Origin of the sequence: uncultured Fretibacterium sp., assembly GCF_963544685.1 — a bacterium.
In the GTDB taxonomy this organism is placed as follows: domain Bacteria; phylum Synergistota; class Synergistia; order Synergistales; family Aminobacteriaceae; genus CAJPSE01.
On record NZ_CAUUGJ010000033.1, the window covers coordinates 1 to 21141 of the forward strand.

The window sequence follows — 21141 nt, forward strand, 5'->3', positions numbered from 1 at the left end:
AAGTCTTGGCCCGTGCGGCGAGGATGCCGAGGCGGCGCTGACCGACGAGGCGATGTTGTCGCTGTGGTACGGCGGTCTGAACGGGATCTATGCGCGGAAGTGCCGGGCGGCGGGGCGATGGATTGGAACGCCTTTGAATCATACGCCTCCGGAATACCTGCGGGCCTGGGCCTCGGACAATCCCTACCTGCGAACTTCCGCCTATTACTGTAAAAGTATGCTCGGCTATTTTGCCGTCGTTGTTGCTCTTATGCTCAATGTGAGCAAGAACGTCATGAATGTTGTCAGGTTTTGGGTGAGAGAATCGTATAATATTCCCAGCAGGACATATCTTTGGTATCACTTGGTTTTATTCACTTTGGCGTTTTCTGCTGTTATGAGTTTGCCTTTTATGCATTCATGGCTAGCGAGCAAGGAGTGGAGAATGCATTATCGAACTCTGTCGCGGGCGCTGAGTGAGAGGCGGGACCCCGACCTGTGCGATCGGGCGCGTATGGGGGAGATGCGCCGGACGATTCTGGGCTGGGCCTGGAACAGCGGCTACGTCCGGTACGACCGTGAAAAGGGCTGGAGACTGAACGCTCCCTCCAAAGGGACGAAAGGTGGCCAGCTGATCGAATGATGCCTCATGCTCCCCGCATCCTGTCCTGTACGTTCTTCCGATCGAGCTGCGGCGCCTCCTTTGTCCGGAAGGCGCCGCAGCTTTGACGTTGCTCCAACTATTCGTCCTTGACCGGCCTCACCAGCCTCGCAAGTATCCATCCCTCTCGGCCGCCCTGCTCCATCCGAATACGGAGCCATCGTTCTCCGTCGTCATTCGTTCGCTCCTCCAGAATCGCCAATTCCTCCCCCTTGCGGGCACGTCCGACGATATTGTCGTCGTTGGTACGGTCCGGGGTGGAGCGAATCCTGACGGAGTTGCCCCAGATGCTGCTCTTGGCGGAGTCCGCCATATTCAACGGCTCATCGCCGACACCGACGGCAGCCTGCGGAAGTGCCGCATCGGAATCGGCCGATGCGGCCGTATCCTCCGAGGCCTCCGGCTCCGTCCGAGGGCTCCGATCTTCCGTACGGTTCTCCAAGACGCCCTTCTCCACGGACACGGGGTTGTCCTCATGCTTCGACGGGGCCTGGATCCTGCCCCGGACCTCTTCAGAAGAGGAGTCGGGAACGGCGATTGCCGGTTCCATGGAGACGCCGTTGGCCCCGCCCTTCGGCGGAAGGGCCGGCGATTCCCGAACCTGGGGGCGTCCCATCAGGTCGTCGATGAACTCGAGAAGGGTACGACGCGCCTCCTGAACCTTTTCAACCCCAAATACCCGGTCCAGGCCGGGCAGGAGTTTCAGGGTATCCTCGGGCAGGGCAATGACTCCGACGAACAGGAGAACGATGAGAAGCAGCAGGATGAGCAAACATCCGCATCCACCGCCTTTCTTTTCCCCGGACTCTCCCCCCTGCAAAGGCGCGCGGCGGGATCGGGCTTCGGCGCCGGACCTCGGTGCCGTGTCGAAGCCCGCGTCGAGCAGGGCGTTTCCCCGCGCCGCGGCGTATTCCTCCTCGGTGATGTAGTTCTCCTGCCTCAGTTCCTTCAGTTCGTCCAGTTTCTTCCTTACCGGGTCGCTCATCGTGTCCTCCTTGTCATTCTTCCCAGACTCATTTGAACAGGCCTTCCAGGCCTTTTTTCAGCTCGTCTCCAATCTGTTCCTTCAACTGGTCCTCGATAGAGGGGGTCGAGGGCTGTACCGGGCCCTGATCCTGCGATGCCGTTTCCTCAGGGGCACCCTCCTGCTGTTCCTGGGGCGCCGTCGGTTTCTGAGGGGCGATGGCATCGATGATCCGGTCGACGGTACTGTCCCCCTTCTGCTCCTGGGAGGAATCGGCCGGCGCCGCGTCGCTCCCCGGAACGGCTCCATCCTGATTCGTGCGCGAGGAGGGGCCGACTTTGACCAGGGATACGGACGGCGAATCGGCCTTGCCCGTAATCTTGACCGTAACGTCCCGGAAGTCCGCGGAGGCGCCGCCCTGGTGTCCGCCCTGAAGGGCGCCTTTCAGGATACCCTCGAGTCCCGCTCCGGTGGTCAGCTGTTTCGCACCGCCCTGAAGCAGGGCGCCTGCACCCCCAAGAGCCCCGCCGGTAAGCGCGTTGACCAGCTGGAAGTTGACGTTGCCCTCGGCAAGAAGGTACAGGCTCTTGTCGAATTTGATCGTGCCGTCCTCGGCCAGCCGTGCATAGCGATATATCGGGTCCCCATCGGGCGCTTTCGCTGCCGCCCCCTTCTTCAGGACGAGCCGGCCCGTCCGGATCTCCAGGGGAGCGGTCACCTCCGTGTAGCGGATGGCATCGAGCCCATAGAGTCGGGTCACGATATCCAGCCCCTTGAAGCCGCTGATTCCCCCGGCCCCCATGGTAAACAGCCCGGTTCCGGAGTAGCTGGGCGTCTTGCCCGCCGAGCCCGTTATCTTCAAGGAGAGGCTTCCCTGTCCCGTGACCTTGCCGCCGAGCCCGCCCGTCGCGTCCTGAGCCAGGGCGTTGATGTCGACGCCGCTCGCCGTGAGGGAATCGGAGAACTTGAGCGTATTCAAGTCCAGAGTCAGGTTGTTCGACGCCTTGCCCCCGTAGAGTTCGAGCGTTCCGTTCGAGGATTTGAAGGCATTGCCGTCGAAGGACAGCGGCAGCTTGACGTTGGCGAGCCTGAGCCCGAAGGCCTCGGCCGAGGAGGCCGACAGGCTTCCCGTCCCCGTATTGCCCTTGTCCGTACCGGAGAGGTCGAACACGAGGTTCGCCTTGCCCTTGATCTGCCCTTTCAGGTCCGGGAACCCTTCGGTCAACGCTTCCAGGTCCAGCCCATCGCCTCGGATGGCGAGATCCGCCCTCATCGAGGGCGTCAGCCGCAGCGTCCCGGACGCGCTCAGGGGCGCGCCGCCGACTTTTGCACTGAAGTTGTTGACCTTCAGGGCCTGCGGGGAGCCCGAGAGATCCGCGGCCACATCGGAGAGCAGGACGCCGTTGGCCGTGACGGACGGGGACTGCCCCTTGAAGGAGAACTCGGGGGAATCCGCGGTCCCGCCCAGGCCTACCTTTCCGCTGAGGGTCCCCTTGAGGCCGACCCCCGAGGCCGCGGCCAGCTGCGCGAGGTCAAGCCGGTCGAGGTCGAAGGAGAAGTCGAGCGCGGGGCTCTTGCCGCCGAGGGTCGCGGAACCGGAACCGGAGAGCGTGCCGGACCCGCTGCGCGCGGAGAAGGAGGACAGGCTGACCTTCGTCCCCTCCTTCTTGAGGGAGGCCTCCAGGGCGGAGAGGCCGACGCCGTCTGCTGCGGCACTGTCGGCTTTGATGGAGAGGCCGAGCCTCTCCCCTTTCATGAGGTCGCTGCCGGGAAGGGTGGAGACCTCGAGGTTCTTCACGTTGAGCTTACCGAGGGCGGAGAGGGCGGGGGAGGAGGCCACGAGGCCGATCTCCGGGGTCGGAAGCCTGCCCGAGATCTTTGCCCCGGCGCGAATCTCACCCTTGAGGCCATAGCCGGCAATGCCGGGAACATAAGCCCCCAGGGCCTCCGGCCGGACGGTGAGCTGTGCCTTCACGTCGATGGCCGGCGTCTTGGACGTCAGCGGCCCAACGGTACCCGAGAGCTGGATGGGCATGCCGTTCAGGGTCCCGCCGCTCTTCTGCAGGGTCAGCACGTCCTTGGCGTAGGAGAAGGTAACCGAGGGGTTGACCAGCGTATTGCCCTGAACCGTGAAGGATGGGCTTTGCAGGGTGCCCGACAGGACTGGGGAGGAAGGGCTTCCCTTGATGCCGACCGACGCATCGATCTTTCCGGCCAGCCCGTACTTCCCGGAGTCCGGGATGAGGTCGGAGATCCCCTTCACGTCGAGCCCGACCAGTTTCGCCGTGAGGTTGAGCCTGGGCCCCGAGAGGATGGAGGCGGCAGTCCCCTGAAGGTAGCCCTGAGCTCCTTCGAAGAGGAATTTTCCGCTGACCGCCGCGGTATCGCTCTTCGCGATCTTGAGCTGAAGCGCGAGGTTCGAGACCTCCTTGCCCATGAAGGCGATGCGGGGCGCCGAGAGGCTGACGGCTCCGTTCAAAGCGTTCGTCGGGCCCTGAATTTTCGCCGTGAAGGCGGATACCTTGCCCTTCACCCCCTCCAGGGACGGGAAGGTCCTGCCGATCTCGTCCAGCGGGGCGTCGCGTCCCTCCAGGCTGATCATGACGGACGGATGTTGCCCGGGACGTGACGCGACCGCGAGCTCCCCGTCGATGGGGACGCTCAGTACGACGGCATGGACGTCGCCGGCGGTCAGCCTCTGGTCGGAGTATCGCAGCTGCGCCCCGAGCCGCTCCACGGGATACCCGGCCAGCTTCATCCCTCGGTAGTCCACCGTTCCCGAGATCTCCAGGGTGGCGGACGTCCCCTTGGCCTCCAGGTCGAGGTTTGCCGTTCCGTCGTAATCCGCGTCCTTGAGGTAGGCGGGCCACAGCGCGGCAAGCTCCTTCAGGTCCAGACCCCGGACCGAGCCCTGAAGGTCCAGCGTCGTCGTGCTGTCGGTCTGGGAGACGGGGCGTATCTCCCCCGTGGCCGTGATCCTGCCCTTCCCGAAAGCGATGTCGGCCTTGCCGATCGAAAGAGAGCTGCCCTGAATATCCAGCGCCGCCGTGCCGCGCACGGAGACGCCGTTGACCGCTCCGGCCGAGTCGACGTCGACATTCGTACCCCGGATGTTCGCCCCGACCTCCTCCACGTCGACGGTGCCCCACTTGGAGGTAAAGCGGCTGTTCCGGAGGCTGATGCGGTTGATGGGGATGTCGGAATCTCCGCTGCTCTCAGGCAGCTCGATACGCTGAATCTCCGCAATGAATTGGTCCAGGTCCGTGGCGACCCCTCCGACGGACAGGACGGAAAGCCTGGGGGACCCGCGGAACAGGGCAAGAAAGTCGATCCGACCGGACAGGGACTGCGCGGAAAGAATCCTGTCCCCCTTTTCGGAGGTCAGGAGGACATCCTCGAACGTGTAGCCGCGAATGGGGTTTCCCTTGACCCCTGCGGCGGAGAGCCCCATTCCCGTGCGTTCCTTCAGGGTTTCCCGAGCCATCTTCAAAATGGCCGCTCCTCCGACGTCGACGAAAGAAAGAATCGCGGTCGCGACGCCCAGAGCGAGGGCCAAAGCCATGATGACGACGGGAATCTTACGAATACGCCGAGGACGCTGCCTCGGGGAGGCAGAGCGTTCGCTGCACATTGAGCCCACTTCCCTTCTGCGGTGGCGTTGATTGCAACGGATTACCGGATGGGAGACCTCGCGGCCGCCCCATCCGATTGGGGCTATTGTACGACGAGGGGATGTAAAAATCCAACCGTGATAATCCCGAGCTTGAGGACGATCCCCACACGCTCGATATCCGTATTGGATATCTGTATTGTAATGAGAGGAAAGGAAAAAACGAAACTCGAGCGAAAACCGGATAAACCGATAGAATTTCATGTGATATTATCATATTGAGACAAGTGTGAAGGTGTTGAAACAAGTCTGAAGGTGCGTTGTGCGAACCACGCGCACAGACAGAGGGACGAGATGGGAGGCGGGAAGGATGAATTCGGTCGGAGCGAACATCAAGGCCCGTCGGCGGGAGTTGGGCATGAACCAGGACGAGCTGGCCCGAAGGCTGGGGTTGACGCAGGCCAACATCAGCCGTATCGAGGCGAACGCCAAGGGGCCCAGCGCGGACATGCTGCCCGCCATTGCGGAGGCGCTCTGCTGTGATGTGAGGGATCTTCTGGGGGTGGAGCGCGAGGGCACGCCGGAGGGCGACGCGCTCGACGGAAGCGCCAGGACCTTCGTCCTGAAGGCTATGGAGGGCGATCCTCAGTTGGGGATGTATCTGCGCAGCTTCATCAGGGACTCGTCCTCCTACACGGACGAGGATTGGAAGTTCCTGGCCACAAGCCTGAAGCTGGCCCTGGGGTACGCCGCGGACACGATCAGGGCGCGGCGTGTCGGCGGAAATTTTTAGTGCGGCCTCTCCGCCGCCCGGGAACCCCATGCCATTCGGAGACGACGCCGTACGATCGCTTCTGGACGCGACGCTTCCTCTGATGCAGGCCCCGCCGGTCAACCTCGGGGTGATCTGCCGCTGGCTGGGGATCGAGGTCTACGCTCAGCCCTGCCGTGCCTTCGGGGCCCTCTTCCTCCTCAGGGAGGGCAGGGGCGTCCTGCTGGTCAATTCCTCCCTGCCGCAGGGGCGCGCCCGTTTCTCCATCGCGCACGAGCTGGGCCATTTGCTCCTTCGCCACAACCCCCTCGGCCGTATCGGCGGACCCCGGGATCCCGACCAGGAGCGGCAGGCGGACCGTTTTGCATCGGAGCTTCTGATGCCCGAGGCGCTGCTGCGCAAGGACTGCGAAAAGCTGCCCTTCGAGGCGCTGTGCCGCCGTTACCGCGTCTCGCGCCAGGCCATGCGGATTCGCCTGGAGAACGTGGCTTGGGGAAGCCCTTCATGATAAAATTCTGCACATCCTTCCGCATTCCTCGCGTATCGCACGGATCGATAGCCTTCTATAATAATCAATAATCTGACAAGCTGAGTTTCATCATGCCAAGGAGACCTGCCGATGATTCCGTTCCTTTTCTTTCTCGCCCTCTTCCTGGGGTTCTGCATGGGCGCAGCCCCCGCTCGAGCCTGTACGACCGTCCTGGTCGGCAGGGATGCCTCCGAGACGGGGGAGGTCCTCGTCGGCCATAACGAGGACAGCGGGGGGCGCTATGTGATGCGCTCGCATATCGTTCCCGCGCTGACGCGGGCGCCGGGACGAACGGTCCGTTTCGAGCCGGACATGGCGGAGCTGCCTCTGCCCGAGGCGCGCGCGCGTCTGCTTTGGTCCGAGGCGCGCCCCTTCGTGGCGGACGGGGGCGCCTCGTTCTGCGATTTCTTCGTCAACGGCCATGGGGTCGTCCTGTGCAGCGACAACTGCGCGGATTCCCGTGAGGACCGTCCGGACCTGAAGGACGGCGGCATCGGCTACGGCCTTCGCCGCCTTGTGGCCGAGGGGGCGCGGAGCGCCCATCACGCCCTGGAGCTTGCGACCGGGCTTCTGGACCGTTTCGGCTACGCGAGCAGCGGCCGCTCCTACCATTTTGCGGACAGCCGGGAGATATGGGTGCTTCAGGTCGTCCACGGCAGACACTACGCCGTGAAACGCGTCCCGGACGACGAGGTCTATCTCAATCCCAACCACTACACCATCCATGACCCGGACCCCGAGGCTCCGGGGTATCGGGAGCTTGTCGAATACGCCCGTTCCCGCGGCTGGTACGACCCCGGGGAGGGGGCCTTCGACTTCGCCCTGGCCTATCAGGACCCGGGCTCCTGCGGCGTGCCGCACAACGTGCACCGTCACGTCCGAGGCCTCTCCATCCTGATGGAGCGCGATATGGGGCACCTGCTTGCCCCGGGGACGAAGCTGCCCTTCTCGGTCAGGCCGCCGCACCGGGTAGGGGTCGAGACGGTCAAGGCCATCCTGAGGACGCATTTCGAGGGAACGCCGTCGGACGTCTCGGAGGGGGCGTCGCCCCACTTCATGCCCACCCGTCCCATCTGCGCCTCCACGACGCTAGAGAGCAACGTGGTGCAGATACGGGAGCGGACCGAGATGACGCTGATCCGCCGGGCTTTGGGGCGTCCCTGCCTGTCGCCCTACATCCCATGGTACCTCGGCATCTCCTCGGTGCCCGAGGGATATGGGGCGTCCGACCCGGAGGCAGCTCTGGCGACGCACTTCTCCGTTCCGGCCTCGGACCTCGACTGCACGGGGGCAGCATGGTTCCGCCACACGGCCCTGCATGCCGCGGCCGACGCGCTTTATGGGGAGCGCGCCTCGGAGGTCCGGGAGGGGCTCCGGGAGTTCGAGGCCTCGCTCGAGGAGGAGCTTCGGCTCGTGGACCGCGAGGCCGAGGCCCGCTTCTGTTCCGATCCCGAATCGGCCCGCGCCATGTTGGACGAGGCCGTGAGCGGTTGGGCGGCGCGCGCCCTCTCCAGGCTGGACGAGCTGTACGCGGGGCTGGGCGTCCTGGAGGCCGAGCCCGTTGGCGAGATCGACGCGGACGATGCGGATGCGGCCTTCTCGTTCCTCCTGGATGGGGAAAGGGCCGGGATGGACGCGGCGGACGTCGCGCTCGACAAGACCTCCTGCGGACCGCATTTCCTCGTGGACTCGCGCCGCTCCGGGGCCGTCGGGGCGGCCGCGGACGGGGGAAATATCCGCCTGTCCTTCCGCGGCGGGGAATGGCTCCGGACGGCCGTTCCCTGTCTGACGGACCTGTGGATCGTCCTGGAGGACGTGTCCGGCCGGCGGCGCGTCGGGCGCGCGCTGGTCCGGGTCCGAAAAAGTCCGCCCCCGGCGGACGGCAGGACGAAACGGGAAAAATCGGCATGCGACGGCGCATAGTGGACTTCGGCCTCTCCGTCGGTACGATGCGTCCCGGCCCCCGCGATGCGCTGACGGACGTTCCGGGGGTCCGAGTCGGACACTGTACGCTGGACGATCCCCAAAAGGGGCTCCGCACGGGCGTGACCGTCGTCATTCCCGCTCCGGGCAGCCTGTTCCGGGAAAAGCTCGCCGCCGGAGCGGCGGTGTTCAACGGTTTTGGCAAGAGCATGGGGTTGATTCAGGTTCAGGAGAAGGGGACGCTGGAGACCCCCATCGTCCTCACGGGGGTCTCCAGCGCGGGGGCCCTTTACGACGCCCTGTTTCGGCGCTCCATGGACGAGCACTCCGAGATCTGCACGACGGACGGCAGCGTCAACCCCGTCGTGCTCGAGTGCAACGACTCCTATCTGAACGACGCCCGCCAGGCCAGGCTGGGCCGGGAGCACCTGGATGCGGCGTTCGGCGCGGCATGTTCGGATTTCGGCGAGGGGGCGGTCGGGGCCGGATGCGGCATGTCCTGCTTCAGTCTGAAGGGCGGGATCGGCAGCGCCTCGCGGGTCGTGGAGACCTGCGGGCGCGAGTTTACCCTGGGGGCCCTCGTCAACGCCAACTTCGGGAGGATGGAGGACCTGATCCTCGCCGGGCGCCCCATTGGTTCGGCCTTGAGGGCCCTGACCTCTGCAGAGTCCAACCGGGAGGGGGACAAGGGCTCGATCGTCATCGTCCTGGCCACGGACGCTCCCCTGGATTCCCGCCAGCTCGCGCGCCTGGCGCGCCGCAGCTTCATCGGGGTCGGACGGACGGGGTCCTTCGTCGGGGATGGGAGCGGCGACATCGCCCTGGCGGTCTCGACGGCCGTCCGCATCCCCCATAAAGCGCCCCGGGGAGGGATCGTCGAGGTCGGAGTCCTGCACGAGGAGCACATCGATCCCCTTTTCAAGGCCGCCGCGGAGGCCGTGGAGGAAAGCATCCTGAACGCCCTCGTCTCGGCAGAGCATATTGCCGTCGGCCGCAACGGACACTCGAGGCGCGGGCTGGCGGGCCTTCTGCCCGACCTCGGAGTCGGACGGAATTGAAAAAACACGGCGGATGACCAAAATGCGGCGTTTCATGACTGCGATACGGACGCGCCCCCACCTCAAATGGATTCTCCTCAGCACCATGGCCTTTGTCCTGGGCGTAACCCTTTATTATCGCTGCATGTGGCTCGGGAATCGCGAGGCCGTCCTGAGGTCCGTCGACGATCGGCTTTCTGCCGCCGCGGATCTGGTCCCCATGCTCCTGCCCGAGGATTTTCACGACAGGGCTCTTGGCCCCGCGTCCGTCTCTTTCGACGAGGAGCTCCTCAACCGGAGGCGGATCAACGAGTTCGTGGAGATCGAGGGCCTGCGCTACGCCCAGACCCTGGTCCGCTTCGAGGGAAAGTTTTATTTTTCCGCCCCGACCGTGAGCGCGAAGGAAGCGAAGGATCGGCGCTCCTGGTATTTCTACCCTTACGACGACGGCCCGGAGTTCCTGGAGCGGGTCTACGACACCGGACGGGCGGCCTTCCTGAGCTACCGGGACCGATGGGGAGGGTATCGTTCGCTGTGCAGGCGGTTTTTCAGTCCCGGGGGCATTCCGTACCTGGTCCTCGTGGACATGGCGGCGGAGTCCGTCGACGGCCTTCTGGCGCGCTCGCTTCCCCAAATGTTTCTTTCGGCGCTCGCCATCTTTCTGGTCGTCTCCCCTCTGGTTTGCGTTCTGCACATACTGGGCTTCAATCTCAGGGCGGCCAACACCAAGCTGGAGGAGGCGAACCGCAGCCTTTCGAAGCAGATCGCCGCGCAGAGGGACTGGCTGTTCGACGTCGAGTCCGCGGTCCGTGAGGAGCAGGACAAGCTGGAGCAGGTGCAGGAACTGCACCAGAACAGCCTGGCTGGATTCCTGACGTTCGACGGCGACGGGCGGATCACGGAGATCAATCAGACGGCCCTCGACATCCTGGGAGTGCCCCCCGAGCGAAAGGGGCAGATCAGCCTCGCCGAGTTCGGGGGCCCCTTCTTCTGGGACCGTCTCTCGCGGCAGATTCAGAACGCGGAAGTGCGGGACGAGGAGAGCTTTTCGGAGGAGATCGGCGTGCACAGGCTGGACGGAACGTCGGCGGTTCTGCTGATGCGCGTGGGGGTAGGCCCCAGGGAGTCCGACGACCCGCTCTATTACGCTTCCTTCGTGGATATCTCCGAGATGAAGAGCAATCAGGAGCAGCTGCGCTACCTGGCGTACCACGACGAGCTCTCGGGGCTTTTGAACCGTACGGGGCTGAGGAAGATCCTGCTGGACAAGGCGGATCTTTACGGCCGTTCGCCCAGCGTCTTCGTCCTCGCCGTCCGGGACTTCAAACGCATCAACGCGGTGCTCGGCGTCAGCACGGGGGACTCCGTCCTGAGGGAGCTGGCGCAGCGGCTCAGGGATATCCTGCACCCGGGGGAGGAACTGGCGCGGTTGGGCGGGATGGAGTTTGCGGTGGCCTCCTTCGGGATCGTCGCCCGCGAGGAATCGGAGGCCGCGGCTCGCCGCCTTCTGAGCGCCTTGGACGAGCCTTTTTTGGTCGAAGGCCGAAAATTCATGCTCTCGGGAAGCCTGGGGGTCATGATGGCCTCGGACAGCGGGACGGTCGACGAAACGATGTCCGGTGCGGCGCTCGCCGCGGCGGAATCCAAGCGGAGGGAGCGCGGCTGCATCCTCTTCTTCAGCGACAGGCTCAAGACGCGGAGCGTCAAGTCCATAGAGATGGAAAACGCCCTGCGGGAGGCCATCCTGCAGGAGAACTTCAGGGTCGTGTTCCAGCCCATCGTGGAGATACGGAGCCGGTGCATCCGCGGGGTCGAGGCCTTGGTGCGCTGGACCGGCGCCGACGGCAAGCCGGTCAGCCCCGAGGACTTCATCCCCATGGCCGAGGAAACGGGGATGATGCCGTCCCTTTCGGAGGTCCTCTTCAGGATGACGGCCGACGCTTTTCTCGCTCTCCGCCGGGCCGTGCCGGGGATCTATCTCAGCCTGAACGTCTCCGCCACACTCTTTCGGGACAGGATCGTCGAATCGATGCTGCAGGATATCGTCGAGGGACAGGGCATTCTGCCGTCGGAGGTCCTCCTGGAGATCACCGAGACGGCGCTCATCGCCAACATGGAGGACTGCCGCGATACCCTCGTCCGCCTGCACGGAAAAGGGTATACGATAGCCATCGACGATTTCGGGGCGGGGAACTCCTCCATATCCTACCTGCAGAACTTTCCCATCGGCAAGCTGAAGATCGACAAGTCTTTCGTCCAGCGCGTCGTGTCCCACGACGAGGACTGGACGCTCGTCCGCGCGATCCTGCGCATGAGCGAGGTGCTCCAGGTCGGCGTTATCGCGGAGGGCGTCGAGACGGAGGAGCAGGAGCGGCTCCTCGACGGGCTGAACTGCCCCCTGGGGCAGGGCTATCTCTACTACCGCCCGATGGATCTCGAGACCTGCCTGAGAACCCTGGAGCCGTCCGATACGGGAGGAACGAATGCCTAGAAAGAGACCCCGCCCGTTACCGCGGCGATTCTTCTCGAGCCCCCTGGCGTCGATGACGCCGAGGAAGCTGGTGTTTCTCCTCGTCCTGCTCCTCCTGGGGTTCCTTGCCCCGCACTGGGAGAGGCGCACGGGCGATTTTCTCGAGGGAGTCGTTACGAACGTCGTCGATGGGGATACCCTTGTGGTAAAGGTGGAGGGGGAGTCCCGCCGGGTGCGCCTGATAGGGGTCGATACGCCCGAGACGGTGCATCCCCGCAAGCCCGTTCAATACTATGGACGCGAGGCCAGCGCCTTCACGAAACAGGCGCTCTCGGGACGGCGCGTGTGGCTGGAGTACGACGTCGCCCCCCTGGACAGGTACCAGCGCCATCTTGCCTATGTCTGGGTGGAACGGCCCGCGCGGGACGAGGATGCCGTGAGGCGGGGGATGTTCAACGCCAGGCTGCTCCTCGAGGGGTATGGACGCGTCATGACCATCCAGCCCAACTCGCGCTATGCCGACCTGTTCGCCCGTCTCCAGGCCGAGGCGCGCAAGGCGGGACGCGGCCTGTGGGGGCGGAAACGCTGAGCCCCTTCCCCCGGCTGTTCCTGCAGGGGGAGTGGGCCGCTCAACGAGACATTCGGCGAAAACGGGTTTCACCCCCAGATGCAGGCCCGGTCTTGAAAAAGGGAGTTCCGTCATGGAAAAAGCACGAGCCATAGGCCCTATCGTTTTAAGCCCTGGATTTACGCCCCGGATGCAGCGGCAGGGGATAATTGGAGCGGAGGCTCGGGCTGTTTTGGAGGAGGTGCACCGATGATGGGGAGAGTACGTTGCGTCTTGATCGCGGGTCTGTTGATGTGGTCGGTCTTTCTGCCTTGCGGCGCCGGGGGTGGGGAGGCGAGGAGCGGGACGGGCTGGAACGACGGAGAGATGCCGCCGATCTTCAACCCCTATGTGGAGGACGAGGCGGAGGAGACGGACGAGATGCGGGTCGTCCTGTTCGAGGGAGTGTCCCGGGACATTCCCGCCTACGTCCTCGATGGCCTCCGCAGGCAGGGCGATTCCTTGGAGGTCGGCATCCGGTACTACTTCAAGAACAAAAGCTTCGAAACGCTTTTCACCCCCACGGGGCTTCTCTCCCTTTATTACGGGAAAGAAGCGGGAAATAAGACGGCGAAACCCGACCGGAAGGCGAAGGCCTGTGTATGCAACGATCTGCTCAACTTCTTCGAGCATTTCTCCCGTGCCCGCCAGCTCGACGCACTGCGCCTGGAGTACCTGCGCCGCATGGAGGAGCGCCGCCTCATGGCGGAGCTGGGTGCGGAGACGGAGAACGAGGAAAGCTGGGAGCAAAACCCCCGTTACAATGAGCTTCTCATCCGGCAAGGGAAGGTAGAAATAAAGGGCTATTATGACGAGAGGGGAGAAACGCTGCGTGAGTTGATGTGGATGCGAGCCGGAAGGGTCAAGTACTTTATAATTCATCTTGACGACATTATCGCCCAAGGCCCGACGGAGCGCGAGATACGGATGGCGAAAAGCCCCGAGGAGATCGTCCGGTTCGTCGCGGATTACTGGGAGATCCCCGAAGGGGCTTCGTGGGACGTCTGGCCGCAGTACGTACACGAAAAGGAACGGAGGATGCGGTCCATGGAGGGGGAGGCTCTGACCAGCCCGACGCACCTGCTGTTTCTCGTCGAGACCGGGGCGCTCCTCTGGCCCTTCGTGCCGGAGGAGGCGTATCGCTGCATGAGTCTGGCCTGGGTGCGCCAGTGCCAGGCGCATCGGGAGCTTTCGGCCCGCATCGTGGAGATTCTGCGCCGTTCCGGCCTCCGAAAGGAGTACGCCCGGGCCGTCAGAAAATGGGGAGGTATGGGAATCCATAACATCCCCCACCCTGCAAGCCGTCTTGGTGTTTTTGTCAACCCAAGCGAAGACTTTCAAGAGATCCTCGGTGAAATAATTAAGTTTCGATCTCAAGTCGATTTTTGAGCGGCAGGTCGACCTTCCCGCATCGCCTGCTGTTGCATTCGGTTGGATTCGGATTGTAAATCCAAGTCGATAAGCGGGGATCACGGCGTGTCATGAATGGACAAACTGCGGCCAACTCATACCGGCAGGGAAGACAAAACGCTTTCCTCCTTGTCTACGGGACAACGGCACCCGGGCGAAAGACGGCCTTGACGGATTTCCTTCACCGTGGTATTGTTGCACACAGTGTTATAGGGCAGTTATCGCCGTCCCGCTGTTTTTCGGAGGTTGTGCGTATGTTGTGTATTATGGGTGTGTCCCTTGTTCTTTCGGGTTCGTATTATTACTACGGAACCAGGCCCTTTGCGAGGAGGCTGGAGCCGTAGTTTGTAGCACGTGCGGGACGGGCATCCAGAAAAGGTTCGCAAAAGGGCTCTTTACCAGATTCAACGGTAAAGGGCCCTTTTTTATTTCAGATTTTACTTCACCTATCATGTCATGAAGGGAGTTTTCAAGTTGGACGGACAGGTAAAATTCTTTGGCGGCGCGGCGTTTCCCCTCGAGATGCACAAGGTGCGCATCGTCCAGAAGCTGACGCTGGTGTCGGTGGAGGAGCGGGTTGCGGCCATTCGGGAGGCGGGCAGCAACACGTTCCTGTTGAAGAACGACAAGGTTTTTCTGGACATGCTGACGGACAGCGGCGTCAACGCCATGAGCGACCGACAGCTGGCGGCGATGATGACGGCGGACGACAGCTACGCGGGGTCCATGAGCTTCGAGCGTCTGAGGACGGTGACGCAGGATATCTTCGGCAAGCCGTTCCTGCTCCCCGTCCATCAGGGACGGGCGGCGGAGAACATCCTGGCCAGCGCCCTCGTCGGGAAGGGCGGCGTCGTTCCGATGAACTACCACTTCACGACCACCCGCGCCCATATCGAGCGTAACGGCGGGAGCGTCGTCGAGCTGTTTCTCCCCGAGGCGCTGAACCTGGACAGCACCGACCCCTTCAAGGGCAACATGGACACGGCCGCCCTCGACGCGCTGCTGAAACGCGAGGCGGGCAACGTCCCGTTCGTGCGCATGGAGGCGGGGACGAACCTGATCGGCGGCCAGCCCTGGTCGCTGGAGAACCTGGAGAGGACCTCGGAGATCTGCCGCCGGCATGGGGCCCCGCTGGTCCTGGACGCCTCGCTTCTGGCCGACAACCTCTATTTCATCAAGACGCGCGAGGCGGCCCAGCGCGGAGCCACGATCCGCGAGATCACGCGCCGCATCGCGGATCTCTGCGACATCGTGTACTTCTCGGCCCGCAAGCTGGGGTGCGCTCGCGGCGGGGCGATCCTGACGGCCGACCGGGCACTGTTCGAACGCATGCAGCCGCTGATCCCCCTCTTCGAGGGATTCCTGACCTACGGGGGCATGTCGGTGCGGGAGATCGAGGCGATGGCGGTGGGGCTGGAGGAGACGATGGACTTCGACATGATCCGCCACGGGCCGGAGTTCATCTCCTTCATGGCCGACGAGCTCGACGCACGGGGTGTCCCCGTGGTGAAACCTGCCGGTGGATTGGGTTGCCACCTGAACGCGCGTGCGTTCCTGCCCCACGTGCCCCAGAATCGGTACACGGCGGGCGCCCTGGCTGCCGCGGTCTTCATCGCGGGCGGGGTGAGGGGCATGGAGCGGGGGACGCTGTCGGAGGAGCGCAACGAGGACGGAAGCGAACGTCTGGCCGATGCGGAACTGCTGCGGCTCGCCCTGCCGCGGAGGGTCTTCACGATGTCCCAGGTGAAGTACGCCGTCGACCGCATCCATTGGCTCTTCGAGAACCGAAATCTGGTCGGCGGACTCGAGTGGACGGAGGAGCCCAAAATCTTGCGCTTCTTCAGCGGAAGACTGAAGGCGGTAGGGGACTGGCAGGATCGGCTGGCGGCGAAGTTCAGGGAGGACTTCGGCGACAGCCTGTAAGGTTCCGGGTGCGAGGGAGGCCGCAAGGGTCTCCCTCGTACCCGGTTACGTGGCGGCGCCCCGGTTCTTCAGCAGTTCGACGATCGCCGTCCTGGCCTCGGGATCCTCGTTCTCCTCCGTCATCATCAAGGCCGTTCGGCCGTCCTCGCCTTCTGCGTTGGGGTCCGCTCCGGCCCTCAGCGCCGTCCAGCCACGCTCGTCCTTTTCATCGACGTCTGCACCGGCCTTCAGCAATATCGACACGATATCCGGATTGTTGTTTGCCGCCGTCGCCAGCAACGCAGTCCAGCCGTCATTGTCCTTTGCGTTGACGTCCGCTCCGGCCCTCACCAGCGTCGATACGACCTCAGGATTCGGATTTTCGAGCGCTGCCGCCAACAAGGCCGTACAGTCGTTTTCGTCTTTTGCGTCGACGTCGGCCCCGGCATTCAACAGAGCCGATACGACAGCAGGATTCGAGTTATAGGCCGCCGCGCCCATCAGCGCCGTTTGTCCTTCCTTATCCCTCTCATTGACGTCCAGCCCGGCCTTAAGCAGCATCGCCGTGACGTCCCGGTTCGGGTTGGAGGCAGCCCACCTCAATGCCGTCCAGCCGTCCTCGTTCCTTGCGCCAAGGTCCGCTCCGGCCCTCAGCAGGGTCGAAATGACAGCGGGATTGGAATTATGGGCTGCCGCCCACATCAGAGCCGTGGAGTTGTCCTCGCTTTTTGCGTCGACGTTCGCACCGGCCTCCAGAAACGCCGTCACGACAGCCGGGTTCGAATTGTAGGTTGCCGCCCACATCAACGCGGTCAGTCCGCCCTTATCCTTCGCGTCGACGTTCGCGCCTGCCCCGGCCAGCAGCATCACGGCGTCCGGATTGGAGTTGTACTGCGCCGCCGCCATCAACGCCGTATACCCCTCATTGGTCCCCGCATTGACGTCCGCCCCCGACTTCAGCAATGTCGACAAGCTCTCCGGATTGGGGTTGCGGGCCGCATACATCAATGCCGTCAATCCATCCTCGGTCCTTGCGTCGACATCCGCCCCGGCCTCCAAGAGCGCCAGGACGATCCCCGGCTCGGGATTGTTCGCCGCCCACATCAGCGCCGTCGTGCCCCTATTGCTCGTCGTTCCGGCTCCGAATTTAAGCAGCGCCGGCACGACCTCAGGGTTCGAACTGTAGCGTGCCGCGGACATCAGGGCCGTAACGCCCTCGTTCGTCTTTACGTTGACGTCCGCGCCGGACTCCAACAGCAGCACCGCGACATCCGGGTTCGGATTCAACGCCGCCGCATACATCAGCGGCGTCCGCCCGTTCTTATCCTTCGCGTCGACATCCGCCCCGACCTCGAGCAACACCGACACGACCTCAGGGTTCGGGTTATGCGCCGCATACATCAATGCCGTCCAGCCGTCCTCATCCTTCGCATTGACGTCCGCCCCGAAACTGAGGTCTTCCCTAACCGCTTTTGGGGTCCCCGTCCTGCAGCGCGCGAAAAACGCCATGGTCGCGCCCCCAAACAGAAGTGCCCTCGTCCTCCTCCAAATTCCTCCAAGCATCTCCATCCCTCCACTTGAAAAAGGAATTACCTCGCTGCGCCCGCGCTCGTCAGCAGCCTGACAATTGCCGTCCTGGCCTCGAGATCCTTATTCCTCTTCGCCGCCGCCAGCACCGTCTGCCCGTTCCGGTCCTCCGCATTGACGTTCGCCCCCGCTTCCAGCAGCACCGATACGACCTTTGGATTCTTGTTGTTCCCTGCGGCCTGCATCAGCGCCGTATGTCCGTTCTCGTCCTTTGCGTTGACGTCCATCCCCGCCTTCAACAGCATCGACACGACGACCGGATTCGAGTTGTGCTGAGCGGCCGTCATCAGCAGCGTCCAACCGTCCTCTCGCTCCAATTTGACGCCCTTCCCGGCCTTCAGCAGCATAGCCACGACATCCGGGGCGGGGTTCACCCCCGCCGCGTAGTCCAGCGCCGTCATTTTGCTCTTGTCCTTTACGCCAGCGTCCGCTCCCGCCTCCAACAGCAAGGCCACGACATCCGGATTGGGATTCTTCGCTGCCGCCCACATCAACGCCGTACGGTCCTCCTCGTCTTTCGCCTCGATATCCGCACCGGCCTCCAAGAGCACGGACACAGCCTTTGGGTTTTCATTCTTCGCCGCAGCGCGCAACAGCGCCGTACAGCCCCCTTCGTCCTTTGCCTCGACATTCGCCCCGGACCTCGACAGCAGCGCTGCGACGTCCGGGTTGGAATTTTTGGCCGCCGCCACTATCAACGCCGAGTCCCCGTTGTCCGCCCTCGCGTCGACATCCGCTCCCGCCTCCAGCAGTACCGACAGGATATCCGGGGACGGATTGTTCTCCGCCGCCGCTATCAGCGCCGTTGCGCCGTCGTTCGCTCTCGCGTTGACATCCGCCCCGGCCTTCAGCAGGGCCACGACAACATCCGGGTTCGAGTTGTAGGCTGCCGCCCACATCAGCGCCGTTATTCCGCTGTCGTCCTTTGCATCAACCTCGGAACCGGCATTCAGCAGTTCCAAGGTCACAGCCGGGTCCGGGTTTTTCATGGCCGCCATGATCAGGGCCGTCTGTCCGTCCTTCTCCCTCGCCCCAACATTCGCCCCCGCCTTCAGCAACGCGGATACGACGGCCGGATTCGAGTTGTAGGCCGCCCACATCAACGCCGTGTGTCCGACCCTGTCCTGCGTGTCGACATCCGCCCCGGCCTCCAGCAACACCGCCATGACCTCCGACTTCGAGTCATGGGCTGCCCACATCAGCGCCGTACTTCCTTCCTTGTTCTTTGCGTCGATGTCCGCCCCGGCATTCAGCAGCGCCGATACAACTCTCGGCTCGGGGTTCTCCTCAATGGCCACCATCAAGGCCGTAACGCTGTCCTCACACCTCGCATCGACATTTGCCCCGGCCTCGAGCAACACTTCCACGACCTCCGGGTTCAAGTTGCAGGCCGCCCACATCAGCGCCGTTATGCCGCGTTTGTCCCTTGCATTGACGTCCGCCCCGGACCGGATGGCCGCCGCGACGGCTTCGGGCGTTCCCGCCCTGCACAGCTTGATGAACGCCGCGGCCGCTCCCTCGGTCAGGAACCCCTTCACCCACCCTCTCAGCGCAGCGCCCATTTTACGGAAAAAATCCCCAAGCATCTCCATCATCGTCCCTTTTCATCCTTACTCCCATAAAACGGCTGCTCTCCCGCCTCCGCTCTCTTCAACAGTTTGACGATCGCTTTTCTGGCCCGGGGATTTCCATTTTCCCTTGCTTCCATCAGTGCCGTCCGTCCCGACCTGTTCCTTTCGTGAACATTCGCCCCGGCCTCCAGAAGTGTGGCTGTGACATCCGGATTCGAATTATGGGCCGCCGCCATCAATGCCGTCCAGCCGGCGTCATTTTCCTCCTGAATGTCCGCCCCGGCCTCCAGTAATGCCGACACGACGCCCGGCTCAGGATTCTTTGCCGCCGCGGCCATCAACACCGTCCAGCCATCTTTATCCTTTGCGTTGACATCCGCTCCGGCTTTCAACAGTACCGATACGACCTCCGGGTTAGGATTCTCCGCCGCTGCATATATCAACGCCGTGCAGCCGTTTTCATCCTTTGCGCCGAGGTCCGCTCCGGCATGAATCAGCATCGACACGATCTCAGGATTCGAGTCATGAACCACTGCCATCAGTACCGTCATTCCGGCCTCATTTCTTGCATTGACGTCTGCACCATGCCCGATCAGCGACGCCACAAACTCGGAGTTCGGCGTTTTGAGCTCCGATACCAACATCAGTATCGTCCAGCCGTCCTCATTTCTTGCATTGACATCCGCACCAGCCTTCACCAACGTCGATGCGACCTCCGGATTCGGGTTTTCGAGCGCTGCCGCCATCAACGCCGTGACTCCATTGCTTATCTTTGTGTCAACATCCGCGCCGGACCTCACCAGCGTCGATGCGACCTCCGGATTCGGATTTTCGAGCGCTGCCGCCATCAACGCCGTGACTCCATTGTTCGTCTTTGCGTCAACATCCGCGCCGGCCTTCACCAGCACCGATACGACCTCCGGATTCGAGTTGTATAATGCCGCCTTTATCAGTGGCGTCTGCCCCTGCTTATTCTTCGCCTCGACCTTGGAGCCGGCGTTCAGCAGCGCCGACAGTACCTCGGGATTGGGGTTATCGGCTGCCGCAGCCATAAGAGCTGTAGAACCATCCTTATTCCTTTCATCGACGTCCGCTCCTGCATCCAAGAGCGCTGCGGCGACCTTCGGGTTGGGATTCATCGCCGCCGCATACATCAATGCCGTTCGACCCTTTTTGTCCTTCGCGTCGACGTTTGCGCCGGCCCTCAGCAGAGCCGATACAACATCCGGTTCGGGATTGTTCGCCGCACCCATCAGCGCCGTCCAGCCCTTCCTGTCCTTCGCATTGACATCCGATCCTGCCGTCAACAGCAGCAGCACGACCTCAGGGTTGGGATTCAACACCGCCGCATACATCAATGCCGTGTCGCCGTTGTCCGTCACTGCTCCGGCATCCGCTCCGGCATCCAGTAATGCCGACACGACGCTCGGCTCAGGATTCTTCGCCGCCGCGGCCATCAGGGGAGTCCGGCCCCTCTTGTCCTTTATGCCGACATCGGCTCCCGCCTTCAGGAGATGTATCACAATGTCCGGGTTGGAATTGTTCCCTGCCGCCATCAACGCCGTTCGGCCCTTCTTGTCCCTTGCGCCGAGGTCCGCCCCGGCCCTCAGCAGCGCCGACAGTACCCCGGGATCGGGGTTGTTGGCCGCTGCTGCCATAAGGACTGTGCAGCCATCCCTATTCCTTGCTTCGACATCTGCTCCTGCCTCCAGCAGTACTGCGACGACCTCCGGGTTCGGATTCTCCGCCGCCGCATACATCAATGCCGTTCGCTCCTTTTCGCCCCTTGCGTTGACGTCCGCTCCAGACCGGAGGGCCGCCGCGACGGCTTCGGGCGTTCCCGTCCTGCACAGTTCGATGAACGTCGTGCCGGTTGCAGCCGCTGCCGAAGCCGCCTCCGCGAACAGCGGCGTCCCTGAAATTCTTTTCGGTACACTGCCGATTCCCCCAAAGATTCCATGCACCTTCACAACCGCCTTTCCAAAATCGTCTTGAATGGATTTCGCCGCTGAGTCCGCCGAACCTGCGATGATGATAATTGGAAGTTCGTGTAGGCAAAACAATTATGGCTCCTCGCCATTTTAAGTGGGTAAGTCAATCTGTAGCTTACCCGCGATGA

At 63.2% G+C, this 21141-nt stretch carries 14 protein-coding genes; 9 read left to right on the forward strand and 5 right to left on the reverse strand.

Features of this window, described 5'->3' with window-relative positions; all coding sequences use genetic code 11:
* A partial coding sequence (locus tag ABLA28_RS04820; RefSeq protein ID WP_347712726.1) for a hypothetical protein occupies positions 1 to 622 on the forward strand: 622 nt, incomplete at its 5' end.
* A 97-nt stretch (positions 623 to 719) separates the two neighbouring features.
* On the opposite strand, the gene ABLA28_RS04825 is transcribed toward ABLA28_RS04820, so the two are convergent.
* Together ABLA28_RS04825 and ABLA28_RS04830 are read right to left on the reverse strand one after the other, a co-directional pair.
* Entirely contained in the window at positions 720 to 1625 is a 906-nt protein-coding gene (locus tag ABLA28_RS04825) for an SH3 domain-containing protein (protein WP_347712727.1), read from the reverse strand.
* Positions 1626 to 1653: 28 nt separating this feature from the next.
* The gene (locus ABLA28_RS04830) at positions 1654 to 5088 is read right to left on the reverse strand and encodes an AsmA-like C-terminal region-containing protein (protein ID WP_347712728.1); all 3435 of its coding nucleotides are present in this window, start codon (positions 5086 to 5088) and stop codon (positions 1654 to 1656) included.
* 496 nt (positions 5089 to 5584) lie between these two features.
* On the opposite strand from ABLA28_RS04830, the gene ABLA28_RS04835 reads away from it, so the two are divergent.
* The 8 genes from ABLA28_RS04835 to ABLA28_RS04870 all read left to right on the forward strand — a co-directional run bounded on the left by ABLA28_RS04835 (position 5585) and on the right by ABLA28_RS04870 (position 15885).
* The gene (locus ABLA28_RS04835; RefSeq protein WP_347712729.1) at positions 5585 to 6007 is read left to right on the forward strand and encodes a helix-turn-helix transcriptional regulator; all 423 of its coding nucleotides are present in this window, start codon (positions 5585 to 5587) and stop codon (positions 6005 to 6007) included.
* Between the two features lie 28 nt (positions 6008 to 6035).
* A complete protein-coding gene (locus tag ABLA28_RS04840; protein WP_347712730.1) occupies positions 6036 to 6494 on the forward strand; it encodes an ImmA/IrrE family metallo-endopeptidase in 459 nt (152 codons plus the stop codon).
* A 111-nt stretch (positions 6495 to 6605) separates the two neighbouring features.
* On the forward strand, positions 6606 to 8438 hold the full coding sequence (locus ABLA28_RS04845; protein WP_347712731.1) for a C69 family dipeptidase: 1833 nt from the start codon (positions 6606 to 6608) through the stop codon (positions 8436 to 8438).
* Complete coding sequence (locus ABLA28_RS04850; protein ID WP_347712732.1) at positions 8423 to 9496, forward strand: P1 family peptidase; 1074 nt, start codon at positions 8423 to 8425, stop codon at positions 9494 to 9496. Before ABLA28_RS04845 ends, ABLA28_RS04850 begins: the two co-directional genes overlap by 16 nt.
* 22 nt (positions 9497 to 9518) lie before the next feature.
* Entirely contained in the window at positions 9519 to 11966 is a 2448-nt protein-coding gene (locus tag ABLA28_RS04855; RefSeq protein WP_347712733.1) for an EAL domain-containing protein, read from the forward strand.
* On the forward strand, positions 11959 to 12534 hold the full coding sequence (locus ABLA28_RS04860) for a thermonuclease family protein (RefSeq protein ID WP_347712734.1): 576 nt from the start codon (positions 11959 to 11961) through the stop codon (positions 12532 to 12534). Before ABLA28_RS04855 ends, ABLA28_RS04860 begins: the two co-directional genes overlap by 8 nt.
* Before the next feature lie 228 nt (positions 12535 to 12762).
* Complete coding sequence (locus ABLA28_RS04865) at positions 12763 to 13941, forward strand: hypothetical protein (RefSeq protein WP_347712735.1); 1179 nt, start codon at positions 12763 to 12765, stop codon at positions 13939 to 13941.
* A gap of 495 nt (positions 13942 to 14436) precedes the next feature.
* The gene (locus ABLA28_RS04870; protein WP_347712736.1) at positions 14437 to 15885 is read left to right on the forward strand and encodes a tryptophanase; all 1449 of its coding nucleotides are present in this window, start codon (positions 14437 to 14439) and stop codon (positions 15883 to 15885) included.
* A 45-nt stretch (positions 15886 to 15930) separates the two neighbouring features.
* Here ABLA28_RS04870 and ABLA28_RS04875 read toward each other — a convergent pair whose 3' ends face one another.
* From ABLA28_RS04875 to ABLA28_RS04885, 3 genes are all read right to left on the reverse strand, one after another.
* The gene (locus tag ABLA28_RS04875; RefSeq protein WP_347712737.1) at positions 15931 to 17373 is read right to left on the reverse strand and encodes an ankyrin repeat domain-containing protein; all 1443 of its coding nucleotides are present in this window, start codon (positions 17371 to 17373) and stop codon (positions 15931 to 15933) included.
* Between the two features lie 80 nt (positions 17374 to 17453).
* Positions 17454 to 19046 carry an ankyrin repeat domain-containing protein gene (locus ABLA28_RS04880; protein WP_347712738.1) on the reverse strand — a complete coding sequence of 531 codons (1593 nt, stop codon included), beginning with the start codon at positions 19044 to 19046 and terminating at the stop codon, positions 17454 to 17456.
* Complete coding sequence (locus tag ABLA28_RS04885) at positions 19043 to 21085, reverse strand: ankyrin repeat domain-containing protein (protein WP_347712739.1); 2043 nt, start codon at positions 21083 to 21085, stop codon at positions 19043 to 19045. The genes ABLA28_RS04880 and ABLA28_RS04885 overlap by 4 nt, the downstream gene beginning before the upstream one ends.
* Positions 21086 to 21141 lie beyond the last annotated feature (56 nt).